The sequence below is a fragment of the Streptomyces sp. NPDC006393 genome, assembly GCF_040628575.1.
Lineage (GTDB): Bacteria > Actinomycetota > Actinomycetes > Streptomycetales > Streptomycetaceae > Streptomyces.
On sequence record NZ_JBEXZD010000010.1, the window covers coordinates 82,823 to 98,564 of the forward strand.

12 protein-coding genes, 1 tRNA gene and 2 pseudogenes are annotated in these 15,742 nt (G+C 73.2%); 7 read left to right on the top strand and 8 right to left on the bottom strand.

From position 1 onward, the window contains the following. Positions 1-177: 177 nt before the first annotated feature. Together ABZ484_RS07540 and ABZ484_RS07545 are read left to right on the top strand one after the other, a co-directional pair. Entirely contained in the window at positions 178-867 is a 690-nt protein-coding gene (locus ABZ484_RS07540; protein WP_358864947.1) for a hypothetical protein, read from the top strand. Between the two features lie 96 nt (positions 868-963). Continuing rightward, positions 964-1,202, top strand: a pseudogene (locus ABZ484_RS07545) (hypothetical protein); the annotation flags it as partial. Positions 1,203-1,462: 260 nt separating this feature from the next. On the opposite strand, the gene ABZ484_RS07550 reads toward ABZ484_RS07545, so the two are convergent. The 3 genes from ABZ484_RS07550 to ABZ484_RS07560 all read right to left on the bottom strand — a co-directional run bounded on the left by ABZ484_RS07550 (position 1,463) and on the right by ABZ484_RS07560 (position 4,470). Next, positions 1,463-2,227 carry a DUF2182 domain-containing protein gene (locus ABZ484_RS07550; protein WP_358864948.1) on the bottom strand — a complete coding sequence of 255 codons (765 nt, stop codon included), beginning with the start codon at positions 2,225-2,227 and terminating at the stop codon, positions 1,463-1,465. Beyond that, positions 2,224-2,838: a DUF1326 domain-containing protein gene (locus ABZ484_RS07555; RefSeq protein ID WP_358864949.1), complete on the bottom strand. Its 615-nt coding sequence runs from the start codon at positions 2,836-2,838 to the stop codon at positions 2,224-2,226. Before ABZ484_RS07555 ends, ABZ484_RS07550 begins: the two co-directional genes overlap by 4 nt. 264 nt (positions 2,839-3,102) lie before the next feature. Further along, a complete protein-coding gene (locus ABZ484_RS07560; RefSeq protein WP_358864950.1) occupies positions 3,103-4,470 on the bottom strand; it encodes an alkaline phosphatase PhoX in 1,368 nt (455 codons plus the stop codon). 260 nt (positions 4,471-4,730) lie between these two features. Between ABZ484_RS07560 and ABZ484_RS07565 the strand changes: the two genes are divergently transcribed. Next, entirely contained in the window at positions 4,731-5,606 is an 876-nt protein-coding gene (locus ABZ484_RS07565) for a fructosamine kinase family protein (RefSeq protein ID WP_358864951.1), read from the top strand. Between the two features lie 124 nt (positions 5,607-5,730). Here the strand turns inward: ABZ484_RS07565 and ABZ484_RS07570 are convergent, their stop codons facing one another. Next, positions 5,731-8,124 (bottom strand): SpoIIE family protein phosphatase, encoded by a 2,394-nt coding sequence (locus tag ABZ484_RS07570; protein ID WP_358864952.1) that lies wholly within the window; start codon positions 8,122-8,124, stop codon positions 5,731-5,733. Between the two features lie 163 nt (positions 8,125-8,287). Here ABZ484_RS07570 and ABZ484_RS07575 point away from each other — a divergent pair, with 163 nt between their 5' ends. After that, entirely contained in the window at positions 8,288-8,869 is a 582-nt protein-coding gene (locus tag ABZ484_RS07575) for a sugar O-acetyltransferase (protein WP_358864953.1), read from the top strand. 11 nt (positions 8,870-8,880) lie between these two features. After that, positions 8,881-9,066, top strand: a pseudogene (locus ABZ484_RS07580) (hypothetical protein); the annotation flags it as partial. 87 nt (positions 9,067-9,153) lie between these two features. Here the strand turns inward: ABZ484_RS07580 and ABZ484_RS07585 are convergent. After that, on the bottom strand, positions 9,154-9,804 hold the full coding sequence (locus ABZ484_RS07585) for a class I SAM-dependent methyltransferase (RefSeq protein WP_358864954.1): 651 nt from the start codon (positions 9,802-9,804) through the stop codon (positions 9,154-9,156). Between the two features lie 189 nt (positions 9,805-9,993). Here ABZ484_RS07585 and ABZ484_RS07590 point away from each other — a divergent pair, with 189 nt between their 5' ends. Together ABZ484_RS07590 and ABZ484_RS07595 are read left to right on the top strand one after the other, a co-directional pair. Beyond that, positions 9,994-10,974: a zinc-binding dehydrogenase gene (locus ABZ484_RS07590; RefSeq protein ID WP_358864955.1), complete on the top strand. Its 981-nt coding sequence runs from the start codon at positions 9,994-9,996 to the stop codon at positions 10,972-10,974. A gap of 63 nt (positions 10,975-11,037) precedes the next feature. Beyond that, a tRNA-Met gene (locus ABZ484_RS07595) sits at positions 11,038-11,111 on the top strand. 109 nt (positions 11,112-11,220) lie between these two features. On the opposite strand, the gene ABZ484_RS07600 is transcribed toward ABZ484_RS07595, so the two are convergent. From ABZ484_RS07600 to ABZ484_RS07610, 3 genes are all read right to left on the bottom strand, one after another. After that, on the bottom strand, positions 11,221-12,465 hold the full coding sequence (locus ABZ484_RS07600) for a VWA-like domain-containing protein (RefSeq protein WP_358864956.1): 1,245 nt from the start codon (positions 12,463-12,465) through the stop codon (positions 11,221-11,223). A 317-nt stretch (positions 12,466-12,782) separates the two neighbouring features. Continuing rightward, positions 12,783-14,030 (bottom strand): AAA family ATPase, encoded by a 1,248-nt coding sequence (locus ABZ484_RS07605; RefSeq protein WP_358864957.1) that lies wholly within the window; start codon positions 14,028-14,030, stop codon positions 12,783-12,785. Between the two features lie 173 nt (positions 14,031-14,203). Next, entirely contained in the window at positions 14,204-15,673 is a 1,470-nt protein-coding gene (locus tag ABZ484_RS07610; RefSeq protein ID WP_358864958.1) for a hypothetical protein, read from the bottom strand. Positions 15,674-15,742: the final 69 nt, after the last annotated feature.

Genomic DNA, 15,742 nt, shown 5'->3' on the forward strand with positions numbered 1-15,742 from the left:
GGGGGAAGGAACGCGGGTCCGAGCGCGCGGCCCCGCGACGTGTGACCGCCTGCCGCCCGGTCGCTCACGCCGGCCCCGGGCGGCGCTTCCCTGTATCCACCAGGTTTTGCATAATGCAAGGGAATGGTGAAACGGGCCCGCCGACGGGCGTGGAAGGGACGCGGAAGTGTGACACGCATGCGCCGAAGGCGTCGGCCCTCGACCCGTGCCGAGCCGCACCTCATGGCGCACCTGCGGACCACGGTGTGGGGCCCTGCCGAATTCGTCGGGCTGCCGCCCGGCCGGCTTCTCGGAGAGGGGATCCTCGCGGGAAGCCTCGGCGCCGCGGCGATCGTCGGCACGGCCGTCCTGGGCGCCTGGACGGGCAGGCCCTCACTGGCCGACGGCGAGGCGGGACTGGTGTGCGCGGCGGCCCTCGCCCTGTACCTGTCCTGTGTGGGAGCCGGCCGTGCGCTGATCGGTGTCACCGCCCTGCTCGGAGTGTGCCTCGCGGTCCAGGCGCCGCAGGCCGCCGCCGGCCTGGTGCTGGCGGAACGGGGGCGGGTGGAGTCCGCGGTGGTGACGTCGGTCGAGGACGGCAGGGTGACGGACGGCCGGCACGGCCGCTATCTCTGCTCGGTGACGGACCGCGACGGCGTTCCGCTCACGGTCCGCATCTGGCGCGGCTGCGGGCAGGAGACGCGGCCCGGTGACGCGCTCGCCGTCGTCTACGACCCCGAGGGGCGGGTGCCGCCGCGCGGTGTGACGGCGGAGGGGCACGGACCGCTGCGCGACCTGGCACCGTGGGGCGCGGCCCTCGTCGCCGCGACCGTGACCGCCGTGGTGCGCTCGTACCGGCTGCCCACCTTCCTGCACGGACCCCGATAGCGAGAGCGTCTGCCGCGCACGGCGTCAGTGCCTCTTCGAGTCGGCTACAGGTGGGGCGCCCTCGCCCGGATCGTCCGCGAGACCCGCCCCTGGTGGCTGCACCGGGAACGGCGACGGGCGGGTGCCCGCCGGTTCAGGACGTGCCGGGTCTGCGCCCACCTGCGGGACGCGACCCTGCGGCGAATACGCCCCTGGTGAGGCGCCCGTGCGGGTGGTCGGCGTAGGCCTCGCCGACCGGCCGCCCCACCGCGGCTTCGCGGTGCCGGGCTACTCCGATCGCCGCTGCCCGGAGATCGACGTCGACTGGGAGGCCCGCGCGCGCCGCCCACCACCGCCCGGCGAAGCCATGAAGGGGGCACGGCCGCGCACGGGCGTCGGTCTCAGAGCCGGCTGTACTCGTCGATGTCTTCGGCGAACTCCTCGATCGCCCGTGCGGAGAGCGTCGGCCGGTGTCGGCGATGGCGGTCCTGTAGTCCTCAGTGGTCGACGGCCGGCCCTGGCGATGTGCGATCTCTCGCTCGAACGCCGCCTGTGCTCCCCTGCGGGCAGCGCATTCGAGGTCGGCCGGGGTGAACACCGCCGCGCGAGAAATGTCTCACATGCCGCTGGTGTCCCCGCCGGTGAGGCCCGGAGCCAGCGCCGGGACCCAGAAGACGGCGACGGCCAGGGCGATCGAGGCGATCCCCACGACACGGGCCACCAGGTGACCGGCCGGAGCGAGCTTCTCGGCGGTGATCACGGCGGCCAGCACCACCATGGCCCACAGGTTCATCACGCCGAACGCGGCCAGCAGCATCATGAGCGACCAGCAACAGCCCAGGCAGAAGGCCCCGTGGCGGGCTCCGGCACGCAGATCGCGCGAACGCGGCGGATACGAGGCGCAGCGCAGCACCAGCCCGACCGGTGAACGGCACTTCGCCAGGCAGCGGTCCTTGAGGGGCGTGAGCTGGTAGACGCCACTGACCGCGAACACGGCCGCGGCCACCGCGGTCCCCGCCGCGGCGGGCAGGCTGGCCACCCGGCCCAGGCCGGCGGCCAGCGCGTACGCCGGAAGCCCGGCCGCCGCCCACACCAGCAGGTAGGCGACGGTGAAAAGGGCCATGCGCGGTGTCCGGCGCGCGACGATGGTGCGGGCGTACAGCGCGGCGACGGACGCCGTGGCCGGCAGCATCATCGCGGCCATCATCAGCGTCCACACGGCCAGGAAGGCGGGCAGGCCCAGGCCCATGGTGCCGGGCATCGCCCGCATGCCCGCCCCACCCCAGAGCGTCACCACCCAGACCCAGGCGACGGCCGCCGCGATCAGCAGAAGTCCCGCGGGCCCCGCGGCGCGGCGGACCGTGACCGGCCCACCGGTCATGCGGACCATGTGAAGGGCGCCGAGTGTCCGTTGCCGCCGGTGAAGTCCCAGGACCGGCCGTACACCCCGTCGCCCGTTGCCCGGGTGGACCGGGCGATCGTCAGCGTGCTGTTCACCGGGTGGAACATGCCGGTCAGGCCCATCACCGGACCGTCCTCGCCGAACTGTGGGGCGATCTGGTCCTCGATCTCGACGTCGATGGCGTCGCCCACCCGCGCGGCGTGACGGCGGCCCTCGTCGCGATGGTGGATGGGGACGCGCTCCACGCCGAGGACCTCACCGACGAGCGGGGCGAGCGCCGCCATCGGCCCTCCGGCCCGGCCGGAGAAGACCCTTGTCAGTGCCTCCGCCTGCTCGTCGTCGGCCGAGGCATCGACGTACAACGCCACCTGCCAGCCGCCCTCGGACATCACCCGGGGCGCATCGACGAAGACGGCGACGCTGCGGTCGGAGACGTCCACACCGTCCACGACCCCGTCGTCCACGTGGAAGGCGAAGGTCACCTGGCAACGCTCGTGATCGGCCGGTGCGGCCAGGCCCGAGGTGGTGCAGGGGCAGACCACGTCACAGTTGCAGCTCTCCAGATACGTGCCGTTCAGATTCCAGGGCATGGCTCTTCCTGCCTGTGTCGCGTCCCCCCTCGGCGAAGTAAGAGTGCATCGGGAGGATCTTTCCCGCCCTGGTGCTGCTCCCTTCCAGGCTATTGGCGGCGGCGACGCGGCGCAGACCGGATCAGCTCCCAGCGGGCGACGCGAAGAACCTCGTGGTCCGCCGCTCGCCGGGGCCGCCGACGAAGAGCAGCGCGGAATCGTTCCACCGGCCGGGGCGGGCGGTGTCCCGCCCCGGCGTGATCGCGACCGGCGCCCCTTGATCTGCTATCCGCGCCAGGGCCCGGTCACCGCGAAGGTGGTGCCCGGCGTGTAGCAGTTGACGTACATCGTGTCGCCGTCGGGGGAGAACGTGACACCGGCGAACTCGCCCCATTCGGGCGCCTCCGGGGTGCCGATGTTCTGTCGGCCGCGAGCCATCGCGTACACCTCGCCGCCGCGGGTGACACCGAAGACGTGCTGGGCACCGTTTCCGTCCTCGCACACCATCAGGCCGCCGCTGGGGGAGAGGCAGATGTTGTCGGGGGACTCGCCGGGCAACCGCACATCGGTGTCCGGACCGAAGACGATCACCAGGGTCAGGCGGCGCCGTCGTGGTTCGTAGCGCCAGATCTGGCCGTAGTGGTCGGCCGCCGAGCCGTCCGTGCTGCGGGCGAAGGAGGACACGAAGTACACGCAACTGCCGCCCCAGTAGCAGCCCTCCAGTTTCTGCGCGTGGGTGATCCCCTTCGGGCCGTAGTCCTGGAGGCGGGTGGGGGTGGAGGCGGCCAGGGGGTCGGGTACGTCCACCCACTCGACGCCGTCGAAGACCGCGCCGGTGTCCTGGATCGTCGACAGGTCCGGTGTGCCGGGCACCCGCATCGCCTGCAACCGGCCGCCGGCCCGCAGGGAACCCGTGCCGCCCAGCGGCTTGGCGGGCAGGAAGCGGTAGAAGAGACCGAACGGCTGGAGGAAGGCGTCCTCGGTCTCGTAGACGACGCCGTTGCGCGGGTCGACGGCGATCGCCTCGTGCTGGAAGCGGCCCATCGCGGTCAGCGGGACGGCGCCGGTGCGGTGCGGGTCCGTGGGGTCGACCTCGAAGATGAAGCCGTGGTCCTTGGTGTAGCCGTTGGTGCCCGCCTTGTCCTCGGTCTCCTCGCAGGTCAGCCAGGTGCCCCAAGGAGTGTGTCCGCCCGCGCAGTTGACGGCCGTGCCGGCGATGGCGACCCGCTCCGACAGGACGCGGTTGCGGGAGTCCAGTGTGAGGGCGGTACAACCGCCCTTGCCCTCCGGGTCGTAGGTGAGGCCCTCGACGGCCGGGACCGGGATCTTCGCGGTGGCACGGTTCTCGTGGTTGCGGACGAGGTGCGTACGGCGGCCTCTGCCGGCGAAGGCGGCCATGCCGTCGTGGTTGGAGGGCACAAGCCCCTCACCCGACCGCAACTGGTCGCCCTCCCGGGAGAGCACGGTGTAGCGGAAACCTTCCGGCAGGTCGAGCAGGCCGTTCGGGTCCGGGACGAGGGCGCCGTAGCCGGTGTGACCCAGGTTCTGCGCGGCAGCGGTACCGGCGAAGAGTTCGGACAGCGTTCCGGTGAAGGCGATGCCCGCTCCCAGGGCGCTCGCTCGGGCCAGGATCTGACGTCGTGTTGCGGACATGCGGCAGCAACCTTCCTGCTGGCGGACAGGAACTGTGACCCCGCTGTGTCTATCATCTGGCGCGGGCCCCGTGAACCACGCCTGTTGCACGTGTCACTTCACGGCGCCGACGGGAGGGACGAGATCATCGACGGCAACGAGAGCCGCCTCAGACGCCCGATCACCGGCCAGGCCACCCCAGTTGAAGCACGCCGCCAGTTCACCGATCGTCACAACGCGCGCCGAGCCCCATTACGCGAAGCTGAGGTAGCCTGCGGCTCGTGCAGACAGCCTCACTTCTGCTCGACCGCCTCCGTGCCGCCGGATTGAGCGATGTCACGGCGGTCGAGCCGGTCGAGGGCGGGATGGCGGCGCTCGCCGGTCTCGCCACCCGGCGCAACGGGCCCCCGCTGTTCGTCAAGTCGTTCGTCGACGTGCCGGCGGACGGCCTCTTCGCGGCCGAAGCGGAAGGACTCGACGCGCTGCGGGAACGCGGTGCGCCGGCCACGCCCCAGGTCGTACTGGCCACGCGGGACGTGCTGGTGTTGTCCGTCCTGCGGGCACGTCCGGCGCAGGAAGCCTTCTGGGAGCAACTCGCCCACGCGCTCGCACGACTGCACACCTCGACCGTGCACGACAGGTTCGGCTGGGAGCGGGACAACTGGCTCGGCCGCTACCGGCAGGAGAACGCGTGGACCGCCGACGGATACGAGTTCTTCGCCCGGCGTCGTCTGCTGCGCTGGCTGCCCGAGCGTCGTGTCCGAGCGGCGCTGGACCAGCGGGACAGGCGAGCCCTGGAACACCTGTGTGAGCGGCTGCCCGACCTGCTGCCACCCCGGCCCGCCTGCCTGACCCATGGTGACCTGTGGGCGCACAACGTCCTCGCCACCGAGGACGGCCGGCCCGCGTTGATCGACCCTGCGATCTCCTACACATGGGCCGAGGTCGATCTGGCCCACCTGTGGTGCTCCCCGCACCCGCCGGAGGCGAAGCGGTTCTTCGACGTCTACGCTGAGCTGACCGGCCTGGACGAGGGCTGGCGAGCCCGAATGCCGCTGCTCCAGTTGCGTCAGCACCTGGCCGTCATCGCCCAGTTCGACCACGACTGGGGCGCGGCGCAGCAGGTCCGCGCCATCCTCAAGCCGTTTCGCCGCTGACGCTCACAAGGCCGGGTCCTCCGTCGTGCGGGCCCTCAGCGGGCGGCGATCAGGCACCCGGTGAGGGACGGGCCGGTCACCGCTCGGGCCGGTCACCGCGCGGGCCGGGTGCCGACCGGTCCGCTCACACCTCACCGATGGGTTGTTCGGCCCAGATCGTCTTGCCTGCGCGCGTGTAGCGGGTGCCCCAGCGCCGGGTGAGCTGGGCGACCATGAACAGGCCGCGGCCGCCCTCGTCGCTCGGCCTGGCCCGGCGCAGATGAGGGGCGATACTGCTGCCGTCGGACACTTCGCAGATCAGCGCACGCTCCTTGATCAGCTGAAGCCTGATCGGGCCGGTGGCGTACCGGATGGCGTTGGTGACCAGTTCGCTGACCACCAGTTCCGTGACGAAGGCTTCCTCCTCCAGTCCCCAGGTGCCGAGCTGGTCGCAGACCCGTTTGCGCGCCTCGGCCACGCCGGCGGGATCACCGGTCAGGTCCCAGCAGGCGACGTGGTCACGGTCGAGGACCCGCGTGCGGGCGAGAAGCAGGGCGATGTCGTCGTCGCGTGGGCCGGGACACAGCGTGTCCAGCACGGTATCGGCCAGCTCCTCGAGCGAGGAGGCGGGCTGGGAGAGAGCGCTGCGCAGCGCGGCCACGCCGTCGTCGATGTCGCGGCCGCCGGCCGTGACGAGACCGTCGGTGAACAGGGCGAGCAGGCTTCCCGCGGGCAGGGTGAGCTCCGTCGCCTCGAAGGGCAGGCTGCCCAGGCCGAGCGGAGGGCCGACGGGCACGTCGACGACACCTCCGGAGTCGTCCGGGCGGAAGAGCAGTGGAGCCGGGTGACCGGCACGGGCCAGAGAACAGGCGCCGGACACCGGGTCGTAGACGGCGTACACGCACGTGGCGCCGATGTCGCCGGGGATCTCACCGAGGGCGTCCGTGTCCTGCTCGCCCTCCGCGTGGGTCACGATGTCGTCGAGATGAGTGAGGAGTTCGTCGGGCGGCAGGTCGAGGTCGGCGAGGGTGCGCACCGCCGTACGGAGCCGGCCCATGGTGGCGGACGCGTGCACGCCGTGGCCGACGACGTCGCCGATGACCAGCCCGACCCGGGCCCCGGGCAGCGGGATCACGTCGAACCAGTCTCCGCCGGCCTGCACCTCGCCGCCCGCGGGAAGGTAGCGGACGGCTGTCTCCGCGGCCGGGTAAACGGTCGGTCCCCTCGGCAGCAGGCTCCGCTGGAGCGCCAGCGCGATGCCACGGTCCCGGGTGAACTGGCGGGCGTTGTCCAGGCAGATGGCCACCCGGTCGACCAGGTCTTCGGTGACGGCCAGACATTCGGGGCCGAAGGGCTCGAGGGAGGTCGCACGTCGTCCGAACACGACCGCCCCGAGAGTGCGGCCGTGGGCCCGGACCGGCACGGCGATCAGCGAGTGCACCCCGCCGGCACGGATCTGCTCCGCGTGTACGGGATCCTCGGCGAGCCAGCGGACGATCTCCTGATCGGTGACGGCGTGCCGCACCGATCGGCCGTCGACCAGGCACTGCGCGATGGGCGAAGACCGCGGATAGCGGTGGAGCGGGTCCGGGCCGTGGAGGTGAGCGTCCCGGGCGAACGCCGTCCGGTGTGCCGCCCGGCGCAGCAGAACGGGGCCGGAAGGGACAGGCCCGGGCACACCGCCCCGGAAGACCTGTTCCAGCAGGTCGACACTGACCACGTCCGCGAAACGCGGCACGACGACCTCGGCCAGCTCCCGGGCGATGCCCTCCACGTCCAGGCTGGCGCCGATACGGGTCCTGGCCTCGCTCAGCAGCGCCAGCCGCTCCCGGAAGTCGTACTGCTGCGAGAAGTCGGACGCCGACACGGCCACCCCGCGGACCCGGCCGGCCGCGTTCCTGAGCGGGAAGATGTCCATGAACCAGGCGTGCGCCTTCGGCTCGCCCGGCGTCCTGACGAACGGCTCCGTGTATTCCGGCTGCCCCGTCTTGAGCACCCGGCGGATCCTCCGCTCGATCTCCTCGTACACCGATCCCGGGACGATCTCGGCGAGGAAGCGCCCGCGCATCTCGTCCTCCCCGTACCCCATGATCCGGGACATGGCGGTGTTCAGCCGCTGGATGCGGGCCTCGCTGTCGTAGATCACGAAGGCGGTGGGATGCTGGTCGAACGCCCACGTCACCAGGGCGCCGTTCCCGGCCTCTTCGCCGTTCCAGGTTTCCTCCCCGTTCTCCGGTGTGCCCCCGGCCACCAGGACGAACCCGGCGGGCTGCTCGACCGGCCCCAGGGGGAACAGCCGCACCCGTGTGTCCAGAGCCCTGCCGTCGCGGTGCCTCACGGCTGTTCCGTCGGCGGTGACCAGGTCGGCCAGCGGTCTGCCGAGGGCGTCCTCGGGGGCGTAGCCCCACAGCGCGGGCGCGCCGGTGCTCCAGTGCGTCACCCGCCCGGTCGGGTCCGCGACCACGATCGCTTCGGGTGCGCCGAAGCGGACGTCTGCCGACGCCGGAGCGGGTCGGCTGGGTCCCGTGTTGCGCTTCATCGTCGTGCACGCCTTGTTCTGCGCCGATCACCGGCTATCACCACGATGCTCCGGCAGCGGGCGGTCGGCAAGGCGTGCGGCCTCGCCGCCGCCGGGGATCACCCCTGCGGCAGTGTACGTTCGTACGCTCTCCTTCCTACGCTCTCTCTGTACGGTCGTACGCATGACGACGGACCACTTCGCGGGCGACCCGCGGACGAACCTGGAACGCATGCTGGCGGGCGACCTCTACATCGCCGACGACCCCGAGATCATCCGCCGCCAGCAGCGGGCCGTGCGCCTGGCCGCCCGCTACCAGGCCGCCTACGCGGAGGACGTCGACGCCGCCCGGCCGCTGCTCGCCGAACTGCTCGGCGTCCTGGGCGACGAGGCGCACGTGCGGCCGCCGCTGTACGTCGACTACGGCAGCAACATCACCATCGGCGCGCGCACCTTCGTGAACTACAACCTCACCGCGCTCGACGTCGCGGCCGTCACCGTGGGCGAGGACTGCCAGATCGGTCCCAGCGTCCAGCTGCTCACCCCCACCCACCCCCTGGAGCCGCGGCCGCGCCGGGACAAGCTGGAGGCCGCCCGGCCGATCACCATCGGCGACAACGTCTGGATCGGCGGCGGTGCCATCGTCCTGCCCGGCGTCACCATCGGGGACAACTCCGTCATCGGTGCCGGAGCCGTCGTGACCAAGGACGTCCCCGCGAACGTCGTCGCCGTCGGCAACCCGGCCCGGCCCGTGCGGACCCTGTGACGCCGCCTGCCATGGCCACGGGACATACCGCCCCGCAGCGCCGCGAGCGCATCGTCGCGCTGTTCGACGCCCATCTGGCACCCCCGACCGACCGCGCCCAGGCCAGGACCGCGGTGGCCGACCTCATCCACGCGCTGTCCGGGGGAAGCCGACGCGACCTCGTCCTCACCCAGGAGCTCTACGCCCTGGCCGTACGCCGCCGTCACGCGCATCACCTCAGGGCCGGCGGGACCTGTCCAGGATGCGCGGCCATGATGCGCGCGGATCTGGGGGTGACGGGGCCCTCACACGGGTGAGCGCGGTTCGCGGCGGCAGTGGAGGAAGAGGTGGGGCTCGGGTACGGCGTCCGGGTGGGACGGGGTGAACAGGAGGCTCTCCTGGGACACGACGGACAGGCCCGCCCCGGTGACCATCGCGGTGAAGTCGTCGGCGGCGAAGCTCGTCACCCTTACCTTCCGGCCCATGAAGACACCCTCGACGTCCTCTACGTCCAGGGGCACCGTGGCGACGGCCAGGCTGCCGCCGGGCTTCAGCGCCCGCACGAGCCGCCTCAGGAGCCGGGACTGGTCGTCGCGCGACATCTGCAGGAGCGAGAAGTACACGCAGACCGCGTCGAACGAGGCGTCGGGCAGGGGGACTTCGCGGATGTCGGCACACTGGAAGGAAGCCCCGGGCACCTGCCGGCCGGCGAGTTCCACCATGACCGGTGAGACGTCGACGCCGAGCACCTCGTGCCCTGCCGCGACGAGGGTCTCCGCCGTGGGCCGGCCCGTTCCGCTGCCGACGTCCAGCACCCGACTGCCGGGCGCGAGCCGGCCGAGAACCCACTCGAGCGAGGACCGGTGCGCGGCCGACCCGGCGAACGCCTTCTCGTAGTCGGCTCCCAGCGCGTCGAACACCGCCGCGGCCCCAGAACCGTGCTCCTCGTCCACCAAGAGGCCTGCCCCCTGTCGCCGATCGACGTCTCGAAGGCATCGTCCCACCCGTGAGGTGGCCCCACAACGCCCTCGCTGTGCCGGCACGCCGGGATCGTGCAGATCGGCCGAACGCCGCTGCCTGGTGGTGACACACCCAGGATGAGCACACACTGCCCGTCGCGCCGCCGTACCCGCAGGATCGGTGCCATGAACAGCAGCACGCAGATGAAGGCAGTGACCATCCCCGAGTTCGGCGGGGCCGACGTGCTCCGTGTCGCCGGCCGGCCGGTCCCCGAGCCGGGGCCGGGCCAGGTCGCCATCGACGTGGCGTACGCGGGCGCCAACTTCGCCGAGATCCTCTACCGGCGCGGCGTGGTCGACGTGCCGCTCCCCTTCGTGCCCGGCATCGAGGTGGCGGGACGGATCCGGGCCGTCGGCGAGGGCGTCGAGCACCTGGCCGTCGGGCAGCCGGTGGCCGCGCTCACGATCGTCGACAGCGGGGGCTACGCCGAGGTGGCGGTCACCTCGGCGGACCTGGTCGCGCCGCTGGACGGCCTCGACCTGTCGACGGACGTCGCCGCGGCAGTACCGTCCAACAGCACCACCGCCTTCCTCGTCCTCGACCGGGTGGCTCGGATCGAGCCCGGACAGAGCGTCCTGGTCCTCGCGGCGGCCGGCGGCGTGGGCAGCCAGCTCGGCCAGGTCGCCCGCCTTCTGGGCGCCGGCCGCGTGGTCGGCGCCGTCGGCAGCGCTGCCAAGATCGACGCCGCCAGGAGCTTCGGCTATGACGAGGTGATCCTCCGGGACCGGGTCGCCGACGCCGGCCGGTTCGACGTCGTGATCGACATGGTCGGCGGCCCGGCCCGCCGCGCCGGCCTGGACCGGCTGGCCCCGATGGGCCGCCTGGTCGTGATGGGCAACGCCTCGGGCGCCGAGGACGTCGCGGTTCCCGCCAACGAACTGTGGTTCACCAACAAGACCGTCTCCGGCTTCAACCTGGCGGCCTTCTCCGCCGCCTTCCCCGACGAGACGGGCCGGGCGCTGCGCCGCGCGGTGGCGGCCGCCGCGACGGGCGCGCTGCGGGTCCAGGTCGAGACCCTGCCGCTGGAGCGGGCCGCCGAGGCCCACCGACGCATCGAGTCCGGCACCACCACGGGCAAGCTGGTGCTGACGGTCGCGGCGCAGTGACCACCCGAGACGAGCCCCGCGGTGCCGCACCGCCTTCGGACACGTGTAGGGTGGTGTCCACGACGCGGGGTGGAGCAGCTCGGTAGCTCGCTGGGCTCATAACCCAGAGGTCGCAGGTTCAAATCCTGTCCCCGCTACGAGAAGGAGAAGGGCCCGGAGACGATCCGGGCCCTTCTTCATGCCCCCGCTCCCGCGCCACCGGGTCGGCACACGGCCGCCCACCAGGACACGACGAGGCCGGTCGGCTCAGCCGATGGTGACCACCCGCGCCCACGGCGGCGGGGCGTCCGGGACGTAGTCCGGGTCGTGCTCGTTCACGGCACGGGCGGGGCGGGGGAAGAGACCGACGACCGCGCGGCAGGGCGGCTGCTCGGACGGCCACGGCGTCTGCCCGTCCGTCAGGGCGACGATCACGTCCGGACGCGGCCGGGAGCGGAGCGCCCGAGCGAAGCCGGAGCGCAGATCCGTGCCTCCGCCGCCGACCAGGGCCATGTTCTCGGCCCGGCAGAGCGGGACGGCGACCCCGGCCGCCGCGTCGCAGGAGATCACCGAGACCAGGTCGCGCCGCCCGCCCACCGCCCGCGCGATCGCCGCCACCTCCAGCAGCGCGCTGCCCAGCTCGGCGTCGCTCACCGAGGCGGAGGTGTCGATCACCACGCACACCCGGGGCGGCGTGCGGCGCAGGCTGGGCAGCAGCACTCCGGGGACACTGGCCGAGCGCCGGGACGGACGCCGGTAGCTGTGGTTCTCGCCCACCCCCGGCGCGCCCGCCGCCGAGCGGACCGCCGCCCCCAGCAGCTGCCGCCATGGCTGCGGCGGATGGAACGCCTCGTCCGCCCACCGGCGCCAGCCGTCCGGCGCGTTGCCCGGCCGGCCCTTGATCCCCTCCGCGACCCGGAAGCGGACGGCGTCCCGCTGCTGCCTGGTCAGCCCGTGCGCCCCGTCGGGTCCCAGCTCCCACGGCCGGTGCTGCCCGTCGGCCCCACTGCCGCAGTCCAGCCAGGCCAGGTCCGCGGCGAGCCCGGACATCGACGCCGTCCGCAGGTACTCCTCCATCAGCAGCCCGTCGGGCAGCCGCAGCAGTGACGGCAGCGCCGCACCGGCCGGCACGGGCAGCCCGTCACCGTAGATGTCGTCGTTGATCTCGAAGTCGGCGGCGATGTTCCGCCGCAGCCTGCTCCGGTCTTCGGCCGGAGAGACCCCCGTCCCGCTTCGCCCGGCGGGCCCGTGCTCCTCATGTTGGCGTGCATACCGCTCGCCCCGCTCGTGGTGGTCCCGCAGCAGATGGGAGACCTCGTGCACCCAGACGCCCGCCAGCTCCTCCAGCGGGGTGCGCGCCACGAAGCCGGGGGAGACGTAGCAGCGCCAGTACGTGTCCACCCCCATCGTCGGCACCGACCGGTCCTCCACGACATGCAGCGCGAAGAGGGCGTCGGCCAGGTAGGGACGTACCTTCACCGCGTGCAGCCGGGCGGCCAGCAACTTCTCCATGTCCAGCGGAAGTTCGGTACGAGCGTCCGTCCGGCCGTGACCGCCCGGCGGCCCGGGCACGGCGACCCGCACGGGGCGCGGCGGCGCGGGCCGCGCCATCGGCCGCGGAAGCGGGCGTGGGGGCGGTGGAGGTGACGGGGACGAGGGCGGGGGCGGTGGCGCAGACCGGGGCATCGCCTGCGGCGGCACCGCCCGAGAGGATGCCTCCGGGGACACCGCCCCAGAGAGTGCCTGCGGGGGCGTCGGCCGAGAGAGTGCCTGCGGCGGCATCGGCCGGTACGCCGGCTGCGGTGGTCCCGGCCGCTTCGCGGGCGCCGTCATCGGCGAGACCCCGCCGCGCGCCCCGCGCCGGCCGTCGCCGTGACCTGCCGCACCGACCGGTCCGCACGCTGGGCGAGGCCCACCACTCCGGCCAGCCGGTCCATCGTCTCCGGTACCTCCCAGTCGTCCCGCCGCAGGGCGGCCAGCGCCGTCGCCGGGGCGACCAGCAGATCCGGGGCGCCGGTCTCCAGCGCCCGCACCAGCACCGCCCAGCCCGCTGCCCACCGCGCGCGCTCCGGCCGTGCCCCGACGGCGGCCACCACCGCCTCGAGCGCCGCCTGGCGCAGATCACCGCGCTGCGGCAATGCGGCGGCGGCCGGATCGGCCAGCAGCGACTCAGGGTCCGGCAGGTCCATCCGGTCCAGATGCGCGAGAAGTTCGAGCCCCGGCCCGTCGCCCACCGCACCCCGTACCAGCAGCGCCAGCACATCCCGCGAGACGCCGGCCGCCGTGGCGAAGGCCAGCAAAGTCAACGCCGCCTCCCAGCTCCGCGGCGAGGGCCAGGCGCCGCCACGCCGCGTCTCGGTGCTCGGCAGCCGGTGGATGAGCGTCGGCCGTACCTCCAGGAAGCCGCAGACCGCCCGCCGGGCGAAAGCCACCGCCTCCACCAGCCGCTCCGGCACCACCCGGGGCAGCTGTGCCCGGGGCCAGACGCCGCCCAGCCCGCGCACCACCACCTCCCGGTCGTGCACCCAGTACAGGTGCACGAAGCGGTTGGCCAGCGGCGGACTCAGCTCCCACCCGTCCGCGGCCGAGGCGCGCGGATTGGCGGCGGCCACGATCCGCACCCCCGGCGGCAGTTGGAGCGCGCCGACCCGCCGTTCGAGCACGACCCGGAGCAGGGCGGCCTGGACGGCCGGGGTGGCGGTCGACAACTCGTCGAGGAAGAGCAGGCCCCGTCCGGCCCGCACCAGCTCGACGGCCCACTGCGGGGGCGCCATCGGCACACCCCGCACCGCCGGGTCGTCGCCCACGATGGGCAGCCCGGAGAAGTCGGACGGCTCGTGGACGCTGGCGATCACGGTGGTCAGAGGCAGGTCGAGGGAGGCGGCGAGCTGGGTGAGGGCCGCGGTCTTGCCGATGCCCGGCTCGCCCCACAGCAGCACGGGCAGGTCGGCCGCGACGGCCAGGGTGAGTGCTTCCAGCTGCTCGTCGGGCCGCGGCTCTGTGGTGGTCGTCCGCAGGAGGGACAGGAGGTCGTCGGCGACGGCGAGTCGAGTGCCGGTATCGGTACGGGCGGTCATAGGGCATCACCTGGGGTGGGAGAAGGGAACGGGACAACCTGTCCCGGATGACGTGAACGAGATGAGGGCGTGCGGCGCCCAACGCATCGCAAAGAAAGGGGGATTGCTCGAAGAAGGCCGCCGGGTCGACCGGTGGGCCGGTCAGCTGGTCGGCCGGTCAGTTGGTCAGCCGGTCATGCGGCCAGGCCGGTGCGCGGCCGGGCCCGGCTGCCGCGCTTACGGCGCATCTCGGCCGGTGTGCGGCGGTCGAGCCGCGGACGGTGGTCCGCCTCGCGACGCCCCGCGCCCGAGCCGTCGCCGCTTCCTGGCGTACCGGCGGCGGGATGCTCGGCCACCAGCCCGGAGCGGAACAGCCCGTGATCGACGCGCCGGGCCGCAGCGGACTCCAGTTCCTCCCGCAGCGGACCGTCGCGCAGCAGCGCGCCGGGACCGAGCAGCCCCTCGACCACGGCCAGCGCCCCGGCGACATCACCGTGACGGAGCCGCTCCCGTACGGCGGGCAGCGCCTCCGGCTCACGGTGCACCGTGTCGATCGCCCGCAGACAGGGCAGCGGCGGCCCGCCGAGCGCCACCAGCAGTTCCTCCCTGCGCAGTTGGGCCGGGTCGTGATCGATCGCGGTCAGCACCCCGTCCCGCAGCGCGATCCGGTGGACCTCACCCCGGCACGCCACCCGGTGCGGGTCGCTCGGTTCGGGGGCGGTGGCGGCCACCGGCTCCCGGCCGTAGGACGCCAGGGCCGGCGCGACGAGTGGATGCAGCCGGCCGGCCGTGATGAGCCCGGCCCGCAGCAGCTCCAGGTCCGGCAGAAGCCGGGCCGCCGCCTCCGGCAGCACCGGGAGCGCCGCGATCCTCTGCGGCGGGAGCGGCTCCCGCAGTGGCCGGAACGTCGGGGCATGGCTGTCGTCGGGGGCGACGAGTTCGAGCACCGCCCGGCTCCGCGCACCCAGGCGCACGGTGAACGCCCCGCCAGGACGCCCCTCGGCCCGCAACAGCAACTCCGCCTCGGCGGCCCAGCGTTGCACCGCCCAGGGGGAGTCGTGACGGGGAGACCGACCGGGCCGGGCGCGGATCGCGCCGCCCGCGCCGCACCGCCACGCCAGCTCGCCGCTCCGGCCGGAGTCCCACAGGTGCCGGTGCAGATCGAGACGGAAACGCCGCTCGGGGTGCGGGTGCGGGTGCGGACGTGGGGGTGAGGGCGGACGGCGCCCGCTGGAGCCGTCACCGGGTCCCTCCCACAGCGTCAGCGACATCCGCTGTCCGGCGTCCGCCCAGGCCGGTGGTGTCCGCACCACCAACTGCAACGGCGTGGCGCCGGGCCGTGGGTAACGGGCCAGACAGAGGGTGAGGCCGGGCCGGAGCCGCCCGTCCGGGGCGATCCGGGGCATGTGCCAGCGGAGGAGATCCGGCGCCAGACGGCGCAGGTCCGCGCGGAGATGATGAACGACATCGGTGCCGTGACGGTCACGCACGGCGCGCAGATCGAGATCGACGTCGATCCGGGCGGCGGCACAGGCACCGGCCCAGTCGCCGACCGCACGGCGTACGGCCGTGGTCTCGATCATGGACGGTGGCACGGCGTACTCGCGTACGCGCTGCCACATCAACAGGCGGGTCGGAATCGCGTTCGCGAGGTGATGTGCCATCAGCACTCACCTTGCGCGGACGATTCCCCCAATCCGTACGAGGAGGAGTTCTTCATCGCCGACATCGTA

Excerpts from the sequence above, each read along its gene's own strand:
- ABZ484_RS07560 (WP_358864950.1), bottom strand. The coding sequence starts at position 4,470 with ATGTCCGCAACACGACGTCAGATCCTGGCCCGAGCGAGCGCCCTGGGA.
- ABZ484_RS07555 (WP_358864949.1), bottom strand. The coding sequence starts at position 2,838 with ATGCCCTGGAATCTGAACGGCACGTATCTGGAGAGCTGCAACTGTGAC.
- ABZ484_RS07610 (WP_358864958.1), bottom strand. The coding sequence starts at position 15,673 with ATGGCACATCACCTCGCGAACGCGATTCCGACCCGCCTGTTGATGTGG.
- ABZ484_RS07590 (WP_358864955.1), top strand. The coding sequence starts at position 9,994 with ATGAACAGCAGCACGCAGATGAAGGCAGTGACCATCCCCGAGTTCGGC.
- ABZ484_RS07575 (WP_358864953.1), top strand. The coding sequence starts at position 8,288 with ATGACGACGGACCACTTCGCGGGCGACCCGCGGACGAACCTGGAACGC.
- ABZ484_RS07600 (WP_358864956.1), bottom strand. The coding sequence starts at position 12,465 with ATGGAGAAGTTGCTGGCCGCCCGGCTGCACGCGGTGAAGGTACGTCCC.
- ABZ484_RS07550 (WP_358864948.1), bottom strand. The coding sequence starts at position 2,227 with ATGACCGGTGGGCCGGTCACGGTCCGCCGCGCCGCGGGGCCCGCGGGA.
- ABZ484_RS07570 (WP_358864952.1), bottom strand. The coding sequence starts at position 8,124 with ATGAAGCGCAACACGGGACCCAGCCGACCCGCTCCGGCGTCGGCAGAC.
- ABZ484_RS07605 (WP_358864957.1), bottom strand. The coding sequence starts at position 14,030 with ATGACCGCCCGTACCGATACCGGCACTCGACTCGCCGTCGCCGACGAC.
- ABZ484_RS07540 (WP_358864947.1), top strand. The coding sequence starts at position 178 with ATGCGCCGAAGGCGTCGGCCCTCGACCCGTGCCGAGCCGCACCTCATG.